This window comes from Paenibacillus rhizoplanae, assembly GCF_042684125.1.
GTDB lineage: Bacteria > Bacillota > Bacilli > Paenibacillales > Paenibacillaceae > Paenibacillus_AQ > Paenibacillus_AQ rhizoplanae.
Map to the genome: position 1 here is coordinate 71,139 of NZ_JBHUKY010000077.1, position 24,630 is coordinate 95,768.

The window sequence follows — 24,630 nt, forward strand, 5'->3', positions numbered from 1 at the left end:
GGCAATTCTGTCCTCACTCTATATTTTCTTGTTCATATATAAAGTAAGTTTTGGGAGGGGGATTACAACTGGGGAGTGGGGGAAATGGTTGAGTTTTTTTATCAGCTTGGATTTTTCAGTTATATTAAAAAAGCTAAGAAAATGAAGATAACAAAAAACAGGTCAATCATGGTAGTATCTGACCATAATTGACCTGATTGATTTAACGGTTGAAAAAATGATGGGGTCATTCGGCACTTGGTAGCCCCTTCACGTTATTAATATACACTTAAAAAACATTACCACAAAAAGATTATATTATTAAACTTCATCGTCCTCTTTTAGCAATATTGCATCCAATCGTTCTCTCTCCTGTGCAATTTGGCGTGATAGTTCAAAGCTATTCATGAACATTTCAAGTGGTAACTCTTCTACCCCGTCTTCAGTTTGTTTAAGAATCCTAAATTTTGATTGATGTGTTGATAATACCTGGACTAAATTTTTCATTAACTCCAGTTCCTCTTTGTTTCTACGATTAACAATCATTATCGGTATATGATTCATGCTGTTAAATTTAATTTCATGAAGGGATAAGTTCACATGTTTTTTTGTTGTCATTAACAATTTACCGCTTATATTTGAATCCAGTAATAAAGAATATGTGGACAAAATACCTCACCTCAAATATATATTTTATTCTAAAATTCCTCTGGGAATTGCGGATTCATTGGTTTACCAGGTAAACTCTTACGATATGAATTTCCATGCCAACGTTTTAAATGTTCTTTAAACGTTGCCGGATATATAATCTCTCCTTTGTCTGCTAGATGGGGATTCTTAGAAACTGAATAAGCATGATGTCCTGTAATAGTTTTCCCATTAAAAGTGGGTGCTTTATCATTTAAAATATCATTTATTTGTTCTTGCGACCATTCACGAGTTGTTTGCTCACCATTCCTAATTCTTGCTCTTTCCTGATCCCAGAATTTTTGCACCCCTTCATCCCTTCTTGAATCGAGTCTTTTATTCCATTGAAGTCTTTTCCACTCTTCTTTAGTTATTGTTCTATTATCAACCTTTTTATTGAATTTTTTCTTTGTCCTATATCCCAATTGCTTATAAGGGCTAGACTTCGGTGATAAATCAAGTCCTGCTTTCTTCGCCCTTTGGTTAATAACTCAACTTTCGCAGAGTCAAAATTGAGTTGACCCCAAGCTAGTGTTAAGGTGAAGCTGGTTTAAGTAACGATCTTGCCAACATAGAAAAACACCGCTTCATTTGGTAAAGTGAGATTGTCGAGATCCACTAAACCACAGAAGAGGTGTCCCTTCCATGATAAAACAAAAGTCGTCCCTAGATCAACTCCCACCTGAAATGAGACCTGCTTTTCAGGAACTCGGTGTCTTGAAGCACCTGAGAAAAGCAGGATTCAAAAAGACGTTTGGTTATACCTGTTCCCATCTATTCATGCTCGTTTTTGTCTTGCTTTTTCATCAGAAGAACTGGTTTCGTCTGCTCGAAAGTTCCAAAGGTGAAGCGTTTCCTGGCAAAGATGCCGTCTACCGGTTTCTGAATCACAGCCAATTTGCTTGGCGGCGTTTCTTGACTTCACTCAGCAGCGACACCGTTCAGCGAGTCGAAACCTTGACCTCCGTCACGCGAACTTCCGTGTTCATCGTCGACGATTCCATGTTTGAACGAAATCGCAGCAAAGCCGTAGAACTTCTGGCTCGGTTCAAGGATCACGCCACCGGTGCTTATTATAAGGGATTTCGTATGCTGACTTTAGGCTGGTCGGACGGCCATACGTTTCTTCCTTTGGACTTCGCCCTGCTGAGTTCCGTGAAGGCTGGACTGACCGGTATTCATCCGGAAATCGATAAGCGATCCTCTGGGTACAAACGCCGGAAAGAAGCTCTACTTTCGGCCCCACATCTGGTTTCTGAACTGCTGGATCGGGCCATCGCCTCGGGTGTTTCTGCGACTTACGTACTCATGGATAGCTGGTTCACTCATGCGCCCTTAATCGGGCGAGTGGTGGAACGAGGTCTTCATGTCATTGGCATGGTGAAAAACGACAACAAGCGATATCTCGTTCATGGCAAGCGGGTCGACCTCAAAGGTCTATACCGATCCGCTACACAAGTGCAAGGGAAGCAGCGGAATATTTTGCCTCAGATTCATACGGAACTGGTTCCTGGTATTCCGGTCGTCGTGGTCTTTGTTCGCCATCGCTCCAAGAAAAACGAGTGGCTCGCGATTCTATCGACGGATCTCACACTGACGGCACCGGAAATCATTCAAATCTACGCTTTACGCTGGGACATCGAAGTCTTTTTTAAATGCACGAAATCCTTGCTACGCCTGCAAAAAGAGTTCCAAGGTCGTTCGTACGATCTGCTCATTAGCCATACCACCATTGTCTTTTCCCGTTATATACTGCTGGCTTGGCAGCATCGGCAAAGTACCGACCAACGGACGCTCGGTGGACTGTTTTATTTGCTTTGCGATGAAGTGGGTACCTTGGATTGGGCAGTAGCTTTACAACAACTGGTGGAATTGATGAACGAGATCGCCAATCAAGTCGGCAAAAAGCTATCCGCTATGATTAAAAGTCAACTCCAGCACTGGATCGCCGCTCTGCCCAATTACATCAAGGCGTACTTGCCGATTTCAGGCTGCGAAAGTTGAGTTAATAACATCACTCGGGTCCTCAAAGCTATTAAAATCAATCTTATCTTTATCCCCATCTGCATTCATAGAGATTTTTTTTAGCTCTGTATCTTCTAGCTTACTGAGTTTGCTATATTCCGCATCACTAAGCTTAACCGGCTTCTTACCCTCTTGCTTTAATTTCAGGATCTTTTGATTGAAATCCTGCTCCTCTATCTCCTGCATAGTTCCGTCAGCCAGCAACACCCAAGGATTAACCTCTCCATACAGACGAATATGCTTACCCTTGCGCACCAGCTTAAACTTCTTGAACTTGAACTTTTGCAGAATCCGGTCCAGCAGGCCCCGGAGATTTTTGGCCCCCTTCATAAGCCCTTTTTGCAGGCTCTTGATCACGACTTTACCATTACGTATAATCATGCTGCCGCTCCTGGAGGCCAGCTTGGCTCCGGATTTCAGCAGGCTCTTGATGCCTTTGGCTCCTGCGCCTACAACGTTCTTCACCCCGCTGGCTGCCGCTCCGACGCCCTTCTTGACAGCTTGTCCGGCTTTCTTGAGGTTGGCTCCGACAGCTTTGAAGCCACCCGCCATCGCCAGCTCAACCAGTCCCATCGCCAGTGCAGTAGCGAGCGCAATCGCGGCAGGTTCGATCATCTTCTGCCAGCCCTGGCTCAGGTAGGTGCCGATGTAGCCGGCGGCTTGGACAATGGTCTGTGCTACGGATTTAATGGCATCTGCCTGCAGGTATACGGTGATGATGTTGATAATCATCGGAAGTGCAGCCGTAATCGCTCCGCCTGTTACAATCTCTGCGACGACCAAACCGGCCAATATCACAATGACTGGCGAGGAATTTTCAAATTTCGAGATAAAGCAGAAGAATTTAATAGAAAAAAAAGAGTGCATTATGGATTATCCATCATAATGCACCATTTTTACATATTACGAGATATTTACTTCAGCTTAGTAATTTATTTCTTATGAAACAGAAAATAGGGTAGTTAAATTGCCACATCCTGATAACCGACTTTTAAAACTTGTTCATTAACTATACGAAGACCTAAACCATTCTCGTTATCCCAAGTGCAGTCAAACGTAATCCCTATATCTCTGCCTTCATTAATATCTGGAAACGGAATAGTTATTCCTGACAATGATATATGGTTTAATAATTGATCTGTCGTTGTAATTGACGGATAACTTTCATTAACTTCCACATCATAACCAAGCTCATGTCTCTTCTGAATATAATATTTCAAAATTGCATCTATGAAACTATGCTGCAACTCCCCCCAATGTTGCAGCAATGAAGTATATGATTCATGTTGCTCTTCATCAATTTCTTCATCTTCTTCACCATCAATCATTATTGATATCTCATATTCCTTTCCAAAAAAATTAATAGTGGTATCCTTTGTCCAACCAAATTCATAGTTTAGTTCACCAAAAATCTCATCGTTTATAATCATTTCACAGCCTCCTCTTTATTTTTGAGCAAATCCACCAAACTCAAACGCTCCTGCATTTATTTCTCCTACTCCACCTAGGTGTCCAAATGTATCATTGATCTCAGTGGGAACGAGCTGTAGAGTTTTTACATCATTTAGCTCATGCCAAGTTAAACCGTTTCTATTTCGATATTTTGCTACATCTGCTCTTTTAATTGATCCTGCTTTCATTCCAAACTGACGTGCCAATTCAGGGGAGGTATTAAGCTGATCAACTAATTTCAAATCTGCTTGGGCAAAATTAATTCGTCGAGCTTTTTTCCCCATATCCCCTAATCCCCCTAGCATATGATCGACTTCCACCTGAGCTTTAGCAACAGGTGAGAAGTCAGGAACTGAGTTCTTGTATTTGATTCCCTTGACTCCAGCATCATCTAGTATTTGTTTTAATTTTGGATCTGCGGGTTGCTTGAGAGTAGCCAGTGATTCACCTCTAGTTGCCTCAAAGCTAACCTTAACATTCTTTTTACCAGGTGTTTGATGTAATCTATCTTGATAAGAACTAGCAAAATCTGTCTGTTTGAATGCCGGAGGAACATTGGTATCAGGCAACTTAATATTATCAAAATCAATCTTACCATCTGGTTTGGTAACCGCATTATTATAAACATCAATTCTCTCAGATGGTTTCAGGCTCTTAATCTTATCGAGCTCTGCCTGAGTACTAATCCCTGCTTTTCTACCATCCAAGCTGTCAACTTCTTGAATCGTTCCATCAGCCAGCAACACCCAAGGATTAACCTCGCCGTACAGACGAATATGCTTACCCTTGCGCACCAGCTTAAACTTCTTGAACTTGAACTTTTGCAGAATCCGGTCCAGCAGGCCCCGGAGATTTTTGGCCCCCTTCATAAGCCCTTTTTGCAGGCTCTTGATCACGATTTTACCATTACGTATAATCATGCTGCCGCTCCTGGAGGCCAGCTTGGCTCCGGATTTCAGCAGGCCCTTGATGCCTTTGGCTCCTGCGCCTACAACGTTCTTCACCCCGCTGGCTGCCGCTCCGACGCCCTTCTTGACAGCTTGTCCGGCTTTCTTGAGGTTGGCTCCGACAGCTTTGAAGCCACCCGCCATCGCCAGCTCAACCAGTCCCATCGCCAGTGCAGTAGCGAGCGCAATCGCGGCAGGTTCGATCATCTTCTGCCAGCCCTGGCTCAGGTAGGTGCCGATGTAGCCGGCGGCTTGCGCTAAGGCTTGCGCAATAGAAACAATTGCCTGAGCCTGCATCGCAACAGTGATAATATTAATAATAGGGGGAATAAGAACAGTAATGGCACCGCCACTGATGGCAAAAGCAGCGCCCACAACAACTAATACTCCAGCTATGCCCGCAAGCAGCTGTAATCCATGGGCCTTCATCCATTTTATTACAAATGATTTAATTTGGTCAAACAACATTTTCGCATTGCCTGCGCGCAGCTTCGCACCGTCTGCGATTTTGCCGCCAAGGCTCTGATTGGCAGCTCCAGTGTCGAATTCCGCCATAATGCTGTCCATTGTAGCCGGGTCGCGGCTGCCAGACATCTCTTTAGTTTCTCCGTCCTTCAGGTTCGCCTCCTGCACCAGTGCAGGGTCCATTTCACCCTGCTCCACCGATTCCATCTCAATATCTTCGGCGGTCAGCTTCTCATCCGCTGCCGGACCCGCACCTTCCGTCTGCTCTACAGCTCCGCCTTCTGCTGCTCCAGCCCCCATTGGCTTGGAGATATCTACTCCAAGCAGGTACTCCCACATCTTCCCTTCCAGATGGCTGAATGAACGCTTCGCCGCCTTCCCGAGCGCTCCTATACGGACGAGCACATCCAGGAAAGTCGCAATCAGCAGATTGCCGAGCGTTGAGATCAGCTTGGAATAGAAGTTCTGTACTGCTGCCAGCGCCTGATCCACCTTAGCGGCCAGGAAGTCCATGACCTGAGTGACCTTCGTCTTGAGCTTCTGGGCCAGCTGGTTGACCGCTTTAATAGCCTTATTGACAACCCCGTCAATCTTGCTGCATAGCTTGGCTGCAATGCCGGGGAACTTGGCAAATACCACGGACACCAGCTTTTTAAGCAGCACACCCAGTCCTTTGATCAGGGTGGTGATCAGCTTGCGGCCCAGTTCAATGATGCCCAGCACGGCCTGCTTCGCTTTGTCAAAAATAAACTTAACCGCTTTGCGGAGACCCTCAAAGATGAAGTTGACCGCTTTCTTGACGAGTTCGACAACAGCTTCCAGCTTGCCCTTCACCCAGCCGAGGAAGCCGCCCTTCTTCTCTTCCTTGGCCTTCTCCTGTTCATGCTTGCCGTCTGCTTCCTTCTTGGCTTTACTGTAGGCCTGCGTCGCTTCCCGCTCTGCTTCAGACTGCTTCTTCTGAGCTTCCCGCTCTTTGTCTGTGCGGACGCTGTTGATCTCCTGCTTCTTCTGCTGGGCGGCTGACCCGGCCTGCTTGGTATAGTCCGTCTCGGCAGCATCCAGCTCCTTTTTCCACTCGCCCTGCAATTGGGTTACTTCTGCTTTGGCTCCAGTCTGCTGGCTGATCTGCTTGTTCTTCGCCTCAGTCTCGGCCTGCCGGATTTGCGCCTGGCTGTCGGCTTTGGAGCCCAGCACTTTACTATCGAATTTCGCTTGCTCCTTCTTATATTCCGCCTGCTTGGCACCAAGCTGCTTCTTCATCTCTGGAGCCAGACTGCGGTTCAGTCCGGCAGTCATATCTGCAGGCAGCGCCAGCGCAGGCAGTTTTTTGGCCCCGGGCGCCTGACCGCCTTTCAGCCCAGCAGCAGCCTTCACCACGGTGCCATCCGGCTCAGGATAGATCTCATTCTCCCCGAACGGCTGCTTGATCTGGCCCATCTCCGCCTGCTTGGCTACGCTCACCTGCTGGGAGGCCTCCTGATGAAAACCCTCCATCTGGGAGGGATCTGCCTCCCCGGTCATGCTGATTCCCGGCGGCTGGGCGGCTGCGGAGCGGATCTCGCTCAACATCGCCTCTGGGTTCCCCCCTGTACCGGAAGAACTAATGTTCATTTTATCCAGCTTTCCCGCACTAACAGCCCCGCCGGTACGCTCGCTTTTGAAGCCTTCCTTCACAGCGTGCTTCAGCGCTGCCGGTTTCTTCCGGGCCTGCAGGACCTTTCCTTTCAAGCCGGTCGGCACTGGAACAGCAGGCAGCCCTTGCTTGGTCTTCTGCGTCTGCTTCGAGAAGGCACCGGAGGATACATTCACAGCCTGGGCATAGGCATCCCCCAGCTCTGTGGGCTGAACCTGTGTTAGCTGATCCAGAATCTGCCCCGGATCTTCACCGCTGATCTTCACCGCCTTGCCCTTCGCCGGCTTCTCCTTCCCATCTCCCGCCAAGGCACCTAGTGCTGCTCCGAGCGATGGCTCCTTGGCTGCTTTCTTCGGTGCATCTGCTCCTTTGGAGGCGGCGGCCTTCTTAGCTGGCTCCGGCGCATCCCCTCCCTGAGCTGCTGCGGGCTCCTCAGCCTTTCCGGCATTCACCGCTTCCGCAGACGGCTCTTCCCTGGCCTCTTCTGCAGCCGGAGCGCCTTCCTCTGGTTCTGCCGCTTCAGCTTGCACCTCTACAGCGGCCTCCACTCTCCCCTTTGGCCGGGCAGGCGCTGACGTCTTTTTGACGGCTACGGGACCTGAAGAACTGCCCCCACTAGCAGGCTTAGTTTGTGTGACAGACGCAGCAGCGGCTGCTGCCTGCCCCTCCGGCTCCTCCTTACTCTGCATCTTGGCTTCAGCTGGAGCGCTGGCTTGCTCTGCTTCTGCTTGCACCGGTTCCGGTGAATCCGTATGCTCTTCCATCTGGGTTTCTGCGGCCACGCTCTTACTTGGTCCAGCCGCCTGGGTTCCATGATCTGCCTGCTCTTTTTTCTTCCCATCCTCCTTCAGACTCGATAACAATTGAACCACGGCCCGGTTGCCGAGTGTGCGCTGGAGCGCCAGCTTGTCTTCACGGCTTAAGGAAGCCGGATTCTGGCGGACACGCCGGATAATCTCTACCGGGTCCGGTTGTTTCGCGGCTGCCGGACGAATGAATACCTGTGGATTGCTGAATGGTTTATGGCCGCCGGATGCTTTATCTTTCTCCTTACTTACGGTTGCTTGGGTCTGCAATGGAGTCCCCCCTCTGTAAAAAATCGATCCTATAGATAAAGTAAAATCCATAGCGCTTTTTACAGCCGGAGTTATAAATAAATCCATTTATTCAATTATTTATGTATATCCACATGTCAAAAAGGCCGCCTGAAGGCAGCCTGTAAACTATGCAGCGGATTAACGATTATTCGGGTCTGCCGCTTGACCCGAGGCTTTGCGCAGCTCATTCGCCAGACGGTGAAATTCTTTTCCAGACTCTGCATTACCCGCTGCCATATAAGCCGCTTGAAGAAAAGCAATGATCTTGCCCGCATCCTCTTTCTTCATCATATAGTCTTTCCCCTCTCCGTTTGCACTGCCTGGTGCAGGAACCGCAGCAGACTGCGTGCTCCACCAGCCGGCTTCTCCGCTGGACTGGTTGAGGTCCACATTCACCCCGTGAACCGGTTGACCTAGTCCCTTGGGGCCGTTGTCGTATTGATAAAGATGGATACCTTCCGCTTTCCGGCCTTTACTCCAGGCATACGTCTGCCAAAAGCCGGTGCAGGCCTTAGCGGCCATTGCAGCTTCAATAACGGTCACGCTCCCGTAGACACCCGACTGGTAGTTCCGGGCGGCCTCTCCTGCTGCCGTAATATACCCGATCACCGTATCCATCTGTTTCGCAGAAGCGTCGAAATCAACGGCGAAGTAGATCCGGCTCCCGGCAGGTTGTCCAACCGCAAGGGCCGTCTGTGCGGCAATCGCCCCGTCTGTCAGACCGGCTGCACGGCCTCCCAGCGCACGGCTGGCGGTCGTTTCATACACAGAGACAATTTGCAGCCCCGCAGCGCTGATCGCAACCGCCTCCGCCTGGGTTAACCTTTTCCAGCCGGAGGGCACGAGGTAACGGCATACGAATTCGTAACCATCCTCCTTGAATTTCTTAGCCAGTGTACGTGTTAGCGGTGCTGCGCAATCAAAGCCTTTGGCCATTCCCCCATCTCCTTCTTCCTGTCTGCTACCCGATTAATATTTTCATCAAAAGTCCCGCTGCGGCAATACACATCCCCACGCTGCTAATGATCGTGCCCACCAGCCAGCGCTGATTCTCCCCTTGCCTGAGCTTCAATCTGGACAGCTCATCCCGCATCTCATCCATCCGTAAATGCGCCGATTTGCTGCTCTGCATGGCCTCAAGCGCAATATCCCTTGCACTGTTCATGATGTCGAGCTTGGTCTCTACCCGGGTCAACCGTTGAAGGATTTCATTCATGTCGTCTGGCATATCGTACCCCCGCTAATGGAGCTGGCTGATCTCCCGTTAATGAATAGCTCCAAGCTGCAGCCACTGATCCGGCAACAGCCTGGAAGCCGTGCATTGCTTACTTAGCCGCTTACGGTTCCATCCCAGCAATCAGATTGCCGGAGGAGTAGGCCGTAATTTTGTTGGTATCTGTAAAGCCTGTTGCCAGTCCATTGAAGGAATAATCATTGGTCTGATAATAATTAGAGAAATCCGATTTCCAGAATCTGCACTGAATTTCTACAGTTTCTCCCGGCTTCAGACTTCCGGCACCGCTAGTGAAGCCGATTTCCAGATAATAATCACTGCCGGTTTTGCCTGCTGTCTTCTGGAAGCTTCCCGTAACATAGGACTGAATCACCCTGGTATTCGAGCCTGCTACTCTGGCATAATCCGTATAGAAGCTCTGGAATCTCTCTCCATCGACGGTGTAATAATATCTGAGCTTGATGCTGGAGAGCTGCAAGGTAGACTTACTGGTATTCTCAAAGGATATTCGCGGAAAAATTGTATTCGTCACGCTGCTTCTGCTCGCATTAAACGATTGAACCTTGAACGTCTGAGTGACGGTTACATTCTGCACCGCCGTCGATACATTACCGTTAACATCCGTGGCCGTCCAGGTGACCACTGTTTTCCCTAACGGGAAGCCGTCAGCCGGAGCATCATTCTTCAGCACTACCCCGAAGATATCGCTCGCTGTAGCTTGGCCCAGGTTCACAAGCGTCTTGGTTCCGGTTGCCGGAGCAGCAACATCTGCCGGAGCTTTCAGCACAGGCTTCGTCGTATCTACCACCGTAATCTGCTGCACGCCAGTGCTAACATTCCCATTCGCATCCGTAGCGGTCCAAGTGAACTCAGTGGTTCCCAGCGCAAAGCTCTCAGGGGCGTTGCTGGTTATTGTTACCTTGAAAATATCCGTAGCCGTTGCCACACCGGTCTCCACCGGAGTTTTCAGCGCTGTTGCTTCTACCGTCTTGTCCGCTGGAAGCTTCAGCACCGGCTTCGTCGTATCTACCACCGTAATCTTCTGCACGCCAGTGCTAACATTCCCATTCGCATCCGTAGCGGTCCAAGTGAACTCAGTGGTTCCCAGCGCAAAGCTCTCAGGGGCGTTGCTGGTTATTGTTACCTTGAAAATATCCGTAGCCGTTGCCACACCGGTCTCCACCGGAGTTTTCAGCGCTGTTGCTTCTACCGTCTTGTCCGCTGGAAGCTTCAGCACCGGCTTCGTGGTATCCACCACTGTAATCTTCTGCACGCCTGTGCTGACATTGCCGTTCGCATCCGTAGCGGTCCAAGTGACCTCAGTGGTTCCCAGCGCATAGCTCTCAGGGGCGTTGCTGGTTATTGTTACTTTGAAAATATCCGTAGCCGTTGCCACGCCGATCTCCACCGGAGTTTTCAGTGCCGTTGCTTCCACCGTCTTGTCAGCCGGAAGCTTCAACACTGGCTTCGTGGTATCTACCACCGTAATCTTCTGCACGCCCGTGCTAACATTGCCGTTCGCATCCGTAGCGGTCCAAGTGACCTCAGTGGTTCCCAGCTCATAGCTCTCAGGCGCATTGCTGGTTATTATTACTTTGAAAATATCCGTTGCCGCTGCCACGCCGATCTCCACCGGAGTTGTCAGCGCCGTTGCTTCCACCGTCTTGTCGGCCGGAAGCTTCAGCACCGGCTTGCTGGTATCCACCACCGTAATCTTCTGCACGCCTCTGCTGACATTGCCGTTCGCATCTGTAGCGGTCCAAGTCACCTCAGTTGTTCCCAGCGCATAGCTCTCAGGCGCATTGCTGGTCACCGTGACTTTGAAAATATCCGTAGCCGTTGCCACGCCGATCTCTACTGGCGTCTTTAGGGCTGATGCTTCTACCGTCTTGTTCGCTGGAAGCTTCAACACCGGCTTCGTGGTATCCACCACCGTAATCTTCTGCACGCCTGTGCTGACATTGCCGTTCGCATCCGTAGCGGTCCAAGTCACCTCAGTGGTTCCCAGCGCATAACTCTCAGGCGCATTGCTGGTCACCGTGACTTTGAAAATATCTGTAGCCGTTGCTTCGCCGATCTCTACTGGCGTCTTTAGGGCGGATGCTTCTAGAGTAATATCAGCCGGAAGCTTAAGAGCAGGCTTGACAGTATCGACAATAGTCACCTTCACGATGCCCACTGCGGAATTTCCGCTGCTATCTATAGCTGTCCATTTTACAATCGTAGTACCGATAGGGAAATTTGCGGTTAGGATCTTCTCTGAAGTAATCGCTCCATGCTCTCCCGGAGCATCTGTCGTTAGAGTGACCGGGAAGAAATCCAGCGCCGCTGGCACTTCCAGTTCTACCGGCGTTTCCAGAGCCGTTGCTTCCTTGGTAAGCTGCAGCGGTCCATCAAATTTCAGTAAGGGCTGTGTCGTATCCACTACGGTAATCCGCTGTACCCCGGTTACCTCGTTACCATTGATATCTTTGGCCTTCCAGGTAACTGTCGTTGTTCCCAGCGGATAAGCAGCCGGAGCATCCGATGTCACCGTCACCTTGAAGATATCCGTGGCCGCTGCCACACCGATCTCCACCGGAGTCTCTACCGCTGTCGCTTCTACCGTCAGACCTTCCGGTACAGTAAGTGTCGGCTTCGTCGTGTCCACAACCTTGATCTTTTGCACCTTCGTAGTCTCGTTGCCGTTCGCATCAGTTGCCGTCCACACTACTTCTGTTACGCCCAGCGGATATGCTTCAGGGGCATTATTCTTCACTGTCACCTTGAAAATATCCTTGGCCGCTGCCACACCTATCTCCACCGGAGTCTCTACCGCTGTCGCTTCTACCGTCAGACCTTCCGGTACAGTAAGTGTCGGCTTCGTGGTGTCCACTACCTTAATCTTCTGTACCTTCGTAGTCACGTTACCGTTCGCATCGGTTGCCGTCCAGACCACTTCTGTTACGCCCAGCGGATACGCTTCCGGGGCATTGTTCTTCACCGTCACCTTGAAAATATCCGTAGCCGTTGCCACGCCAAACTCCACTGGAGTCTCAACAGCCGTTGCTTCCACTGTCTGATCCTCCGGCACGGTAAGCGCCGGCTTCGTGGTGTCCACAACCTTAATCTTCTGCACCTTCGTAGTCACGTTGCCGTTCCCATCGGTTGCTGTCCACATTACTTCCGTTATCCCAAGCGGATACGCTTCAGGGGCATTATTCTTCACTGTCACCTTGAAAATATCCGTGGCCGCTGCCACACCTATCTCCACCGGAGTCTCTACAGCTGTCGCTTCTACCGTCAGATCCTCTGGCACAGTAAGTGTCGGCTTCGTCGTGTCCACTACCTTGATCTTTTGCACCTTCGTAGTCACGTTGCCGTTCGCATCGGTTGCCGTCCACATTACTTCCGTTATCCCAAGCGGATACGCTTCAGGGGCATTGTTCTTCACCGTCACCTTGAAAATATCCGTAGCCGTTGCCACACCGATCTCCACTGGAGTCTCAACAGCCGTTGCTTCCACTGTCTGATCCTCCGGCACAGTAAGCGCCGGCTTCGTGGTATCCAAGATAATAACCTTTTGCGTACGTGTGGATACGTTGCCGTTCACATCCTTCGCTGTCCAGGTGACTTCAGTCACGCCCAGGGGATAGGAAGCCGGAGCATTGCTGCTCACTGCGGCAATCCCGAAGATATCGGTGACCGCGGGCACCGGCAGCTTAATCTGCATCGTCTGTCCGGTAGCTTCTGCAATATAGTCCGGAATGTCAGCGATTACCGGGGCCGTTGTATCTTTTACCGTAATCGTCTGTGTTCCTGTGCTGAAGTTGCCGTTCGCATCGGTCGCCTTCCAGGTGACAATGGTCTTGCCGAGCGGATAGCTGTCCGGAGCATTGCTGACCACTGTGACCGGGAACAGATCCGTAGCCGTAGCCTTGCCGGTTTGAACCGGAGTATTTACTGCGGTAGCCTCCACACTGATATCCCGCGGAACCGTGAGGATGGGCAGCGTGGTATCCACTACAGTTACCTTTTGCTTGCCGGTAGTTACCAGACCGTTAGCATCCTTCGCCGTCCAGATCACCTCGGTAACGCCCACGGCATAATTCTCGGGAGCATTGCTGGTTACAATAACCGGAAAAATATCCGTGGCCGTGGCCTCTCCAGTCATTACTGGAGTTCTAATCCCCGTAGCTTCTACCTTGACGTCTGCCGGGATGGACAGCTTAGGCGCAGTCGTATCCACTACCGTCACCTTCTGCTTCGCGATGGCCACATTTCCGCTTGGATCACTGGCCATCCAGGTAACCAGCGTAGTGCCGACCGGGAAATCAACCGGAGCATCGTTAATGATCCCGGTCTCGAACAGATCGAAGACCACCGGCTCGCCCAGAGCGACCTTGGATCTGACCGCCGTAGCCTCTACCGTAAGATCCTCCGGCGCTGTAATGACCGGTTTGGTTGTATCTACGATCTTGACCTCTTGCGTACCCTTAGTTGCATTGCCATGCTCATCCGTTATCGTCCATGTTACTTTGGTGGTTCCAAGCGGGAATTCCGCCGGAGCATCATTCTTGACCGTCACGGCAAAAATTTCTGTAACCACCGGCTGGCCGATGTCTACCTTTGTTTTTGCTCCAGTGGCTTCTGCCGTTATACCGCCTGGCAGCGTAACCAGCGGCTTCGTCGTGTCTATGATCTTCACGGTCTGTGTTGTCTTGGTTGTATTGCCGTTCTCATCTGTCGCCGTCCAGGTAACGACTGTTGTCCCGAAGATGAAGCGTTCCGGGGCATTGTTGGTCACAGTAACACCGAAAATATCCTTGGCAGACGCTTCACCCAGCGCAACCGGGGTCTTAATGCCGGTTGCCTCGGCGGTGATGTCTTCAGGTACGGTTAACTGTGGAGGCGTTGTGTCTGTAACTGTAATCGTCTGCACTTTCTCAGTGACATTGCCATGCTCGTCTGTGGCAGTCCAGGTAACCTTGGTTACGCCCACCGGATAATCTGCCGGGGCATCCTTGGTTAATAGCACATCGAACAGATCGCTGGCTTCGGCTTGTCCAATATTCACCTTTGTCCGCTTCGCGGTTGCTTCAACGGTAATATCTGCCGGAATCGTCAGTTTCGGCTTGGTGGTATCCGTAATACGGATCATCTGATCTGCTGTAGAGATATTGCCATTCTCATCCTTGGCCGTCCAGCTCACCTTGGTTACGCCCACCGGGTAATCCTCAGGAGCATTATTCGTAATATTCACCTTGAAAATATCTGTGGCGGCGGCCTTCCCCGGATCTACCACAGTTCTTCGGGCTACAGCTTCTTTTGTAATGTCGGCTGGAACCGTCAGTAACGGCTTTGTTCTGTCTACAATGGTGACCTTCTGTGTTGCTGTAGTTACATTGCTGTTAGCATCGGTTGCCGTCCAGGTGACGGTAGTCGGACCAATAGAGAATTCCTTCGGCGCGTCATTCACCACAATAACCGGGAAGATATCCGTAGCCGACGCTCCGGTGACCACAAGCGGTGTCTTAACCGCTGTAGCTTCCACAACCATATCTCCCTGCACGGTTAGTACCGGCTTTGTGGTGTCTTTTACAGTAATTCTCTGCACCTGTGAGGAGGTAAGTCCTACCGGGTCCACCGCTGTCCATTTGACGGTAGTAGTTCCGATGGGATAGTCTGCAGGTGCATCATTCGTCATGAGAACATCCGGGACCGAAATATCCTGAACGGAGGCTTGTCCAATATCGGCAGGGGTACGTACCGCCTTCGCTTCCATTGTAATATTCGCCGGAACAGTAATGACCGGGATCGTCTTGTCAATCTTCACTTCGGTCTTCTGTACAGCGGTCAGGTTACCTGCATGATCTTCAGCCCAGAACTCCAGAGGGATAATTCCCTCCACCGATACGTCAAAAGCAGCCGTGCTGCCTGCCAGAGTCTGTTCTTCGCCATCCGCTCCGAGTCTATAATGGATCTCCTTCACTCCGGAATGGACATCTGACGCGGTAATAGAGACCGTAACATCCGTGCTGTTCCAGCCCTTCTCATTCGCTTCCGGGCTTAGAATACTGGCGATCAGCGGACCGCTCTTGTCAATTTGCACCACTACCGTCCGGGGAGCTTCTGCATTCCCGGTTCTGTCCACCGCCCAGTAGCTGACAGTAGTCGCTCCTTCCTGCTCCAGCTCCAGCGCCGCGCTGGAGCCGGCAGTTCTCACTGCTGCATTCTCACCCAGCTTGTAATACACAGCGTCCACACCGGAATATGCATCTTCAGCGGTAAAATGCAGCGCAACCTTCCCCCGGCTCCAGCTTCCGGATTCAGCGCCTGTTACAGCTACTTCTGTAACCGGAGCGCTTTTATCAATATGGATAGGACCGAAGGTTGCGATGGAATAATGGTTCTTATCCTCATCACTGGTAGCGGCACTGTCAACAGCCTTGCCTGTTGCCGTCTGGCCTGCTCCTTCAGCGGTGAATTTCTGATCCGGGGTCAGGGATTTGATCGCTGACAACGTATCCTCTGCCGTATAATGTACCGTCACGGAATGACTGGTCCAGGTCCCGGCAATGTAAGGAGTACCGTTATCCGTTACCGCCGTTGCCTTGATGGAAGGCGGCGTCGTATCGATCAGGTTAGAGCCTACGGCACCGACCTCTACCTCGAAGGTAACCGGCTGAAGACCGGGAACGGTAGCTTTTACCTCCATGGTCTTAATGACCCCGGTTCCCTTCGAGTAGACCTGATAACCTTCGCCTATATACCCTGTATAGTTGTTAGCCGCAGATGCATATCCGTTCGCATCCGACACAACTGTAATTCCAGTACTATTAAGCCCGCGCATAACCGCAGTAATTGTACTGTCCTCCGAGACGGTGAAGGTGACGGGAATACCCGGCAGCGGATTACCCGCCAGATCCTTGACAGCCACCACCTGCGGAAGCATGAAGCCGCGCCCCCCTGGAATCACCCCTGAGGCCTGCGACAACCGGATCTGCTGCAGCAGCGGCGACACCGGGCTCATCGACCCCTCGACATTACTTACAGCCATCAGGTTCATCTGATAGACTCCGTGGTTCAGAATTACTCCCAGGGTAGGGTCTATCTCATACACCGATTGATAGACGGAGCCATAGACCGAATTCTTAACCGTTGCCGCCTGATGAAGCTGTGGTATTGGCGGCTCATCCTCGTACACTGCCGCGGTGACAGTGTCCGCCTCAGGGCCCGGAAGAATGTTGTGGACTATTTTCCCCGACCCGAATACAGCGCCTGGCGCCAGCATCAGAATGAGAAGCGAGAGACACAGCCATCTGCTGATTATGCCTAACCGTCCTTGCTGCACAAGCTTGCATTTCCTTTTTGAATGTTTCATCATACATCCCCTAACTTTTTAGTAATGAGCATAGTGATCATGGTGAAGCCTGGACCTCCTTTACTAATCAAAGGGAAACCCGGACGGGTTTTTACAACTGTTTATTCCGGTTCACACAAACTTCGATTTTCGTCTCGAGCCATGCTTCGAGGTCGCCGATCACAAGACCCAGCTCCTTCCGTGCGGTTTCTCCCAGGATCGCTATCGCCTTCTCTTTAGCCAGCAGAAAAGATTTCCTCATCGCCTCCGTGTCGAAACTGCCTTGTTGCTTGAGCGTCTCCACGAACGTCTGATTCACCGCAATCACAGCGGATTCAACAGCATCCCCCGCCCGCTGAAGCAGGCTGTTCACTGCCTCATTCTCGATTCTCTGCTCAAGCCCGGCAATTTCCCGCTTGATATAAGCAATCACAGACCTCGCCAGCAGCCCCAGCAGCGGAATAATCAGCACGGTCACCAGGGTGCTCATCATCTCAGGTGTTACATAGTCACTCACGCCATCGCCTCCTAAATGGAAAATTCGACAATCTATTGTTCTGTATTCTCGTAATACTAGGTAATCCGGAAATAATTTTTACAACTTTCGCAAGAAAAATAGTATTCTTGTAAATTTTTGTTTTTGTCAGTTGTGGAATCTATGGAATATTTTACTTGTTATATGAGAGGATCAGCGATTGATTAGGTCAGGCCTGGGGGAACAGGCTCCGCTGGACCCTGGAATGAAGGTATTACTGAACATGGGGAGGAAAATTCATGGTTACCTGTGATGACGAATTAGTTGAAACCTGCAGGAGATTGTTAAAACGCTCAGCATGGAGAATTCAGTACAAGACTCGCATTCAGCTGATACGGGAAAGTAATCCGCTCTACGATAATGAATGTTACGACAACAGCTTTGAAAGTATGGTCGTTTCTGAGCTGTTCGTCGATGAGCTTCTGGATATGCTGCCTTGGGAAAAATGCAGATATATCATCAAAAAAACAGTCATAGAAGGAATGGCCGAACAAGAAGTAGCAGACGAGCTGCACATGACTCAACAGGGGGTTAGCAAATGGAAGCGCAAGGGACTGGAAGTCCTGAAGGAAAATCTTATCCATTCATCGAGACCGTAAAAAAGGCGCAAAGCGGAGATAAAGCGTCCATGGAGGATATACTTAGCCTGTTCTCGGTGGACATCGATTATTTATCCCGGTTCATTATGCTGCCGCGGGAAGAAGCTATTCAGACTTTAAAGATTGAACTCATAAATATTGTTTATCAGGATTTGTAAATTCAGCAGGAGCACCGCTTGGACATACATATTTTTCAGCAATAGCTAATCCAAGTGATTATACAATGTATACAATGTAGATAGATTCCCTTACTTTTTATGTACAATGTCTAGTCAGCAATAGTCAGAGCTTCATATGATAAATAGAAGAGTATGACTAGCAGCTATTCAAGAGAGAGGAACGCGGCAGGCATGAACACATTCGATTCTTCGAGTGATTACCCTATAGTATTTTTGAACTCCGTCCCTAAGAGCGGAACTCATCTGATGAAGCAGATCTTAGAAGGCATTCCGGGGATGACGCAGAACCCTCATGAATTCTATGAAGGTAATCCGGAAGACTCCGGCCTTCACTATCAGCGGCTGCAGCTCGTCCGAAGCGGACATTTCACAGCAGGGCACGTGTACTATTCAACCCGGTGGTCGGGCATGCTTCGGGAGCTGAAGATCAAGCCGTTATTTCTTAACCGTGACCTAAGAGATATTGTTATCTCATATACGTACTTCATAACGGACAAATATCCTAATCATCCGCTGCGCCCTTATCTGCTCTCTCTACCAGACCGGAATCAGCAATTTCTGGCTTTAATCCGGGGAATACCAGAGCTTCATTACCCGAGTATAGCCGCTTGGTATGGACAATTCGCCGGATGGAGCGGGGAAGCTGACTGTTTGCAGATCGCTTTTGAACACTTGGTAGACAGCCACAGCTCACGCCGCCGGACGATGGAGCAGCTGATTCATTATCTCTGGGCTGGCAAGCCGCTGCCATTACCGATGGACACAATCCTTGACGCCATGGAGCAGAACATTAATCCTAAGGCCTCCTATACCTTCCGCACCGGCACAACCGGGAACTGGCGGACCGAGTTCAATGAAGAGGTGAAGACTTGCTTCAAAGAGGTGGCAGGCCACCTGCTCTTCCCGGCAGGCTATGAGACAGATTACAACTGGTAACCTAATCGTTTGAAATGGAAGGTGGTGCTGTACATTGCAGAACGGGGTAACACTGTGGTTCACCGGCCTGTCCGGCTCTGGCAAAACTACGCTCTGCCTCTGCCTGGACCAGAGATTGCAGCAAATGAACGTGAGGACCGAACTGCTCGACGGTGATGTTTTGAGGAGTCAATTGTTCCGGGGGTTAGGCTTCTCCAAAGAAGACCGTTCTCTGAATGTAAGAACCGCAGCCTATCTGGCGCAGCTACTGACCCGGAATGATATCGTCGTCCTGGCTTCCTTCATCTCCCCTTACCGGGACATGAGGGCGCAAATCCGGCAGAGCATCCAGCCTTTCGTAGAAATCTACGTCAAATGCTCCTTGGAGGAATGCGCAAGAAGGGATGTCAAAGGCTTATACCGCAAAGCGTTTTCTGGAGAGATTCCGCATTTTACCGGCCTGACTGCTCCCTATGAGGAACCGCTCCGGCCCGAGCTCATTGTCGATACCGAGCAGCACAACGAGGATCAATCCACGGAGCTCATTCTTGCCTACTTGATAGAGCATGGTTATATCTATTAATTCCATTGGTTGTTACATGAAGAAGCCCCAATCCTACACCTAGGACAGGGGCTCCTTTACGTACAGATGATTTAGACCTTGAACAGAATAACAATCTCAGTAAGCAGAATCAGTCCAGCCGCTGAGACGCCCAGTGAATTAATAATAGTCAGCGCATCCGGGTAGTTCTCCTTACGGAACTGGGAGCAGAGTGACACCGTCCATAACACGCTGAAAAAAAGTCCGGTGCTCCCACAGCCCCTCTCGTTCAGAGCCCGCTTTCTACACCGAAAGAATCTGCCGAGCCCGGCAAAGGTTAGCACCATATAAATGATAAGCTCAGCGGATGAAATCACAATCACCTCACCTGCAGATAAGAGATGCATCAATGCATACTGAAGACTAAAACCGGTAAAGACAAGCATGTTAAAGGAAACCTTGTGGGTACTCAAGCCGTCTTCCTCCCTTTGCGTATAAATGAACATAATCATTAGATAACGCTTACATTATAATTGTAATCGTTTTCCTTTTCTGTGATTTATGACGCTTTCGGCCTATAGGAAGATATGCTTTGCGGGTCTTCCCGCCCCCAATATGCACGCAAAAGAACCGGGCTGCTTCGAGAATAGCCCGGTTTCTTCACTGTATTACACCCATCCCTACTTCAGACTCATAAAGCATTCAGATAATCAATAACAGCCTGCGTGCGCTTATCACCATTCTTCTCTACAAGCAGCAGGAAATCATCCAGCTGGGTCAGCAGCTTGCTGCCCTCAATCTGCTCAGGCCCCGCCTCGGAAAGAGTATTCTCATACGCGATTGCCGCTTTTAGAAGAATGACCTGGGTCTTCTTGTCGAACAGCGGTGTGTTAGGACTTCCATTGAACACAAGTCTCTTCGAGACTTCAAAGGCTTGTTGCATGGCTACATTACGGTTAGAATTTTTGTACGTCTGCACAAAGGCTTCATATTGCACCGCCCGTTCCACAACCTCATACCAGTCCACCTGTAACGTTCTGTTGACTACAGCCGGTTGCTCCGACTCAGTGGCCATCAGGTCGATGTATACCTGCAGATCTTTGCTGACATAAGGTTTGAAGACTTTGAAGCTCTTATATGGAATGGCAGGCACGAATCCGCCATCCTCCACCAGCTTGTAGCCCATGCCCTCCAGGTCCTGGAGGACCATACGGACCTCGGCCTGTCTCACCTTGGAGCGTGCGAGCGCCATTGGCATCCCGGTCGTATATATGTTCTTGATATTCAGTTGCACGATAGGCGCATTCATACGTTTGGTTGCCGTAGGAAGGTATGCCTTCAGTGCATTCTCCAGATGCAGCACAGCGAGGTTCGCCTCTGTCTGCGTCATCTGGCCGATCCGGTTAACCAGCGTAGCTTGGGCCAGGCCAAGGGAAGACGGCTTTTGCAATCTCTGTTCAAATAAGCTGAAGGCCGTTGTAGGCTTCACCGCCGCTGCCTTGATCTTCTGCGGGAAAGCGCTAAGAATGGTAATTCCGGTGCTAGTCAATAACAGTGCGGAGGCAAGCGCGGCTGCCAGGCTTCGTGTAAATCTGGTTGGCCTCATAGGTATACCCCTTTCAATGGTTATAGCATTCTATATATTTCACCATACATTAACAACCCACTTAATGCAAAAAGCCCTGCATCTCTGCAAGGCGCTATATAATGTAGAACACAGAATAAGTAAAATTGATCAGTAATCCACACCGTGACCAAATGGAGTGACCACCCTACTACCGTTAATCAGAGTTGACCCTTTTAGCGGCTGATTATCTGCAAAAATCGTTGTTGTAACGCTAATCATTATTACCGCTGTGAATAGAAATGAGAGAAATGTCTTTTTCATCCATTAACACTCCTTCTAGAATATTTTTTAACTGCGTCTGGTACCGAATCACCTGTTCACTGCGAGCAAATTCTCTTAATGTCTCAAAAAGAGCTACTAGTTTTTTGAACGCTGTGTTATCACAAAGTATAACACTTGATGCTAAAGCTTCCAGATTCTTCTCAACAGCATCATAATATTCTTCTTGTTTTAATTTATATAGTGAAAATAAGCACAAGTATTCCGTGAAATATCTTGCGGTTGTTGTATTTTCTGGGTTAGTCTCTATAGTATTCAACTCGTCAGATAAATCTGTTAGAACCCACTCTATTGGTAAATTCTTTTTAATAGCACATTCAAAGATTGTGACCATTCCGGCAATTATTTCTCTCGGATACTGTTTTAAATACTGAACATACTCTTTCAGCACATACTCTTTGCCTTCCATCAAGTCAATGGTGTATGTATTTCCTAGTGCAAATATACTAAAATCTTTTATAATAAACTTGTCTTTCTCATCTACACCTTTGACCCATGAAAGATCTTTATATTTCAGGATGCAATCTCTTGATTCTGAATATCGTTTCAATTTCTGATAAGCTTCGCCCTTGCATAGCTGTGAAAATCCAAGGTAGTAGATTAAAGGCCTGTCGTGAGATGATTTACTGGAGGGTTGGTTCAGCTGATAATAATATAAAATACTAGACTCTTCGTAGAGCCTGTCAGCAATTAAAATCATATTGTGCCAATCTTCGTTGGAAAACGCTAGTTTCAACATATTAGTAAGCGAATCAATGTTATCTATGTTATCTAATCTCAATTTATCCACCCCAAATCCTCCTTAAATGCCATTTAAATACAGCATATACCATATCTATACACTGGTCAATTACGATACGAGTTTTTCATGAATAGGAGAGAACATAATGAATCTATCTGAACCCTTTAACACCAAACGTCTGCACTTTCGCCTACTGAATCAGTCCGACACCGATGCCGTCTATAAGCAATTCTCGGACCCAGACATGTGCAGATACTTCAGTGAGCCGCCCTGCGATTATAACGAAGCTGTGGAGATCATTGAGCATTACGCCCAGCCTGAGGGCAAGGGCCACCACCGTTACGGGATGTTCGATCGAGAGACGGATGCCTTCATCGGTACCTGCGGCTATCATTATTGGGATGCTGAGCGGAAGCAGGTGGAGATCGGTTATGACATCTGGAAGGATTATTGGGGACAGGGTTATATGTCGGAGGCCCTGCCCATTCTTCTCGATACGTGCTTCACACAGCTTGATGTGGATTGCATCTATATCCTGACTCATCCGCAGAACGCTGCTTCGATGGCAACGGTGCGAAAGTTTGGGTTTGAGCTGTGTGAGCCTTGCAGAGAAGTGGAGGAAGAGCCTCAGGTGTGTATGAAGCTGATGCGGAGTTAATTTTGCTTCACAATCATCAATCAGCATTGCATATTGCTCCCGCCGCCCTCAGCTTTTCCAGATAATCTGTCATTTGATAGGACATATACAGCCTCAGGACATGATCGATCTGGCGCAAATCAAGCTGAATCAGTTCGTCGATCTGGCGTAAGCGGTACCGCAGGGTGTTGCGGTGGACGAATAGTTCATCGGCGGTCTTTTGCAGCTGCTGGTTGTTCTTCAAATAGGAATAGAGGGTATGGTACAGGTCAGCATGATGCTTCTCATCGAATTCTCGCAGGACCGTTAGCGCCGGATGGCTGACATCCCGGGAATCATGCTGCGCATGCGGGGATAACAGGTCATACAGCTGCACATCAGCGTATAGCACACGTGGCTCCGCAGGCCAGACGATTCGCCCGATCTCCAGCGCCTTGAGCGCTTGCAGATAATATTTGCGGCAGTCCGTGAGGTCGGTGAATTCCCGGCTGATCCCCAGACGGATCTGATGGCTGACGAGAAATTCCCGCAAGCTTTGATCATACTCTCTTGACCTGGACGATACAGACTCACCTTCACTTACCCCCATCATATACTCATGGTAAAAGATCAGCCGCTCCTCCCCGAAATGCAGGTGCAGCTGATCCCTCAGATAACCGCTGGTTATGCCGGATGCGGAAGCCCCATACCCCGCAAGATCCAGCACCAGAACGGACAATCTGCCCTTGGGCAGATGCATACCGCTCCGCAGGCTCTTCTGAATAAGTACCGGTCCGTTCTCCTCATTCTCCAGCAATCCATAGATCAGCTCTTCGTATTCCGCCTGGCTCGAATTCCGGTAAAAGCTGTTCTTCGCCAGCTCCGCTGCCACTAGCCCAGCCGTAAAACCCGCCAGTTCATGATCCCTACTTTCAATCGGGCGTATGTCGCCCAACACAATCACATTCCCGACAGGCTTGCTGCCGATCCTAATCTTGGCGACCAGCTTGGTCACCTGGCTTCCGCTGCATTCCACTTCGTAAGCCTCCAGCGACTCTATGCTGTTCTGTACACTCTTCAGTTGGTGGACGGCAGCTATGAAATCATAGGAGCAATAGCCTTTGTGCAGATTATCGCTCCAGATGAGATCGGTAATCCCGCTACAATCCGAAGAAGCCAGAACCTTATAGCTTACATCAATGATAATGACCGGATTGCCCAGCAGCTCCGCCGCAGCACAGACGATTACATCCAGTCCTTTGCCGGCGACACAGGCCTCAAGCATTCTGCCCTTGGCCTGCTCCCGTTCAGCCTCTTCCAGAAACAGCTCCCGGGTCCGATTATAGAGCTCGAATACATCTTCCTCTGCCCCGAATTCCATACGGTTCTGTCTGCTATACATCTGCTGATGTTCGCCTGACGCTGGCTCCACAGTATCATTAATCAGCATCAGGCTGGCCTGCTCCAACCCTTCTGCGTGATCCGGTAATCCGGACCGGTAGCCCACATAGATATATTCAGGTGCAAAATGCGTCAGGTTCCTCGTAATCAGCATCGTATCTGAATACGCTGTCGTTAATGCTTTGTTCCACTGGATATGTACGGCTTGCTCCGTAAAATGTCTGCTAATCTGTTCAAAGGTAACACTCATCGCTCTCCCCCCTTGATTATTATAGTGCGCTGTGCACAAGATTCCCATTTATTTTTATATTTTCCATATATATAATCACTGGAAT

At 49.6% G+C, this 24,630-nt stretch carries 19 protein-coding genes; 6 read left to right on the plus strand and 13 right to left on the minus strand.

Features of this window, described 5'->3' with window-relative positions; translation table 11 throughout:
* Window positions 1-300 precede the first annotated feature (300 nt).
* Entirely contained in the window at window positions 301-597 is a 297-nt protein-coding gene (locus tag ACFSX3_RS28140; RefSeq protein WP_076086847.1) for a hypothetical protein, read from the minus strand.
* 80 nt (window positions 598-677) lie between these two features.
* On the minus strand, window positions 678-1,091 hold the full coding sequence (locus ACFSX3_RS28145) for a hypothetical protein (RefSeq protein WP_209992570.1): 414 nt from the start codon (window positions 1,089-1,091) through the stop codon (window positions 678-680).
* Between the two features lie 220 nt (window positions 1,092-1,311).
* On the opposite strand from ACFSX3_RS28145, the gene ACFSX3_RS28150 reads away from it, so the two are divergent.
* Window positions 1,312-2,670: an IS4 family transposase gene (locus tag ACFSX3_RS28150; RefSeq protein ID WP_209992571.1), complete on the plus strand. Its 1,359-nt coding sequence runs from the start codon at window positions 1,312-1,314 to the stop codon at window positions 2,668-2,670.
* Here ACFSX3_RS28150 and ACFSX3_RS28155 read toward each other — a convergent pair.
* The 7 genes from ACFSX3_RS28155 to ACFSX3_RS28185 all read right to left on the minus strand — a co-directional run bounded on the left by ACFSX3_RS28155 (window position 2,653) and on the right by ACFSX3_RS28185 (window position 17,378).
* A complete protein-coding gene (locus ACFSX3_RS28155) occupies window positions 2,653-3,558 on the minus strand; it encodes a hypothetical protein (protein WP_379313554.1) in 906 nt (301 codons plus the stop codon). The genes ACFSX3_RS28150 and ACFSX3_RS28155 overlap by 18 nt on opposite strands.
* Before the next feature lie 95 nt (window positions 3,559-3,653).
* Window positions 3,654-4,121: a DUF6985 domain-containing protein gene (locus ACFSX3_RS28160; protein ID WP_209992572.1), complete on the minus strand. Its 468-nt coding sequence runs from the start codon at window positions 4,119-4,121 to the stop codon at window positions 3,654-3,656.
* A 15-nt stretch (window positions 4,122-4,136) separates the two neighbouring features.
* Complete coding sequence (locus tag ACFSX3_RS28165) at window positions 4,137-8,264, minus strand: HNH endonuclease (RefSeq protein ID WP_379313555.1); 4,128 nt, start codon at window positions 8,262-8,264, stop codon at window positions 4,137-4,139.
* Between the two features lie 159 nt (window positions 8,265-8,423).
* The gene (locus ACFSX3_RS28170; RefSeq protein WP_209992573.1) at window positions 8,424-9,221 is read right to left on the minus strand and encodes a DUF1906 domain-containing protein; all 798 of its coding nucleotides are present in this window, start codon (window positions 9,219-9,221) and stop codon (window positions 8,424-8,426) included.
* A gap of 25 nt (window positions 9,222-9,246) precedes the next feature.
* Entirely contained in the window at window positions 9,247-9,513 is a 267-nt protein-coding gene (locus ACFSX3_RS28175; protein ID WP_036700963.1) for a hypothetical protein, read from the minus strand.
* A 109-nt stretch (window positions 9,514-9,622) separates the two neighbouring features.
* Window positions 9,623-16,882, minus strand: coding sequence for an HYR domain-containing protein (locus ACFSX3_RS28180; protein WP_209992574.1), 7,260 nt, complete (start codon window positions 16,880-16,882; stop codon window positions 9,623-9,625).
* Between the two features lie 91 nt (window positions 16,883-16,973).
* On the minus strand, window positions 16,974-17,378 hold the full coding sequence (locus tag ACFSX3_RS28185) for a hypothetical protein (protein ID WP_209992575.1): 405 nt from the start codon (window positions 17,376-17,378) through the stop codon (window positions 16,974-16,976).
* Between the two features lie 257 nt (window positions 17,379-17,635).
* On the opposite strand from ACFSX3_RS28185, the gene ACFSX3_RS28190 reads away from it, so the two are divergent.
* The 4 genes from ACFSX3_RS28190 to cysC all read left to right on the plus strand — a co-directional run bounded on the left by ACFSX3_RS28190 (window position 17,636) and on the right by cysC (window position 19,672).
* Complete coding sequence (locus tag ACFSX3_RS28190) at window positions 17,636-17,995, plus strand: sigma-70 family RNA polymerase sigma factor (protein ID WP_209992576.1); 360 nt, start codon at window positions 17,636-17,638, stop codon at window positions 17,993-17,995.
* A 29-nt stretch (window positions 17,996-18,024) separates the two neighbouring features.
* The gene (locus ACFSX3_RS28195) at window positions 18,025-18,153 is read left to right on the plus strand and encodes a hypothetical protein (RefSeq protein WP_339218462.1); all 129 of its coding nucleotides are present in this window, start codon (window positions 18,025-18,027) and stop codon (window positions 18,151-18,153) included.
* A 267-nt stretch (window positions 18,154-18,420) separates the two neighbouring features.
* Entirely contained in the window at window positions 18,421-19,110 is a 690-nt protein-coding gene (locus ACFSX3_RS28200) for a hypothetical protein (RefSeq protein WP_209992578.1), read from the plus strand.
* 34 nt (window positions 19,111-19,144) lie between these two features.
* A complete protein-coding gene (cysC, locus tag ACFSX3_RS28205; RefSeq protein ID WP_209992579.1) occupies window positions 19,145-19,672 on the plus strand; it encodes an adenylyl-sulfate kinase in 528 nt (175 codons plus the stop codon).
* A gap of 71 nt (window positions 19,673-19,743) precedes the next feature.
* Here cysC and ACFSX3_RS28210 read toward each other — a convergent pair whose 3' ends face one another.
* The 3 genes from ACFSX3_RS28210 to ACFSX3_RS28220 form a co-directional block, all read right to left on the minus strand.
* Window positions 19,744-20,103 (minus strand): hypothetical protein, encoded by a 360-nt coding sequence (locus ACFSX3_RS28210; protein ID WP_379313558.1) that lies wholly within the window; start codon window positions 20,101-20,103, stop codon window positions 19,744-19,746.
* A 218-nt stretch (window positions 20,104-20,321) separates the two neighbouring features.
* Window positions 20,322-21,236: a hypothetical protein gene (locus tag ACFSX3_RS28215; protein WP_209992581.1), complete on the minus strand. Its 915-nt coding sequence runs from the start codon at window positions 21,234-21,236 to the stop codon at window positions 20,322-20,324.
* Between the two features lie 232 nt (window positions 21,237-21,468).
* Window positions 21,469-22,326 carry a hypothetical protein gene (locus ACFSX3_RS28220; RefSeq protein ID WP_209992582.1) on the minus strand — a complete coding sequence of 286 codons (858 nt, stop codon included), beginning with the start codon at window positions 22,324-22,326 and terminating at the stop codon, window positions 21,469-21,471.
* A 97-nt stretch (window positions 22,327-22,423) separates the two neighbouring features.
* Here ACFSX3_RS28220 and ACFSX3_RS28225 point away from each other — a divergent pair, with 97 nt between their 5' ends.
* A complete protein-coding gene (locus ACFSX3_RS28225) occupies window positions 22,424-22,936 on the plus strand; it encodes a GNAT family N-acetyltransferase (RefSeq protein WP_209992583.1) in 513 nt (170 codons plus the stop codon).
* Window positions 22,937-22,952: 16 nt separating this feature from the next.
* On the opposite strand, the gene ACFSX3_RS28230 is transcribed toward ACFSX3_RS28225, so the two are convergent.
* Window positions 22,953-24,545, minus strand: a complete 1,593-nt coding sequence (locus ACFSX3_RS28230) for a PucR family transcriptional regulator (protein WP_209992584.1) — start codon at window positions 24,543-24,545, stop codon at window positions 22,953-22,955.
* Window positions 24,546-24,630: the final 85 nt, after the last annotated feature.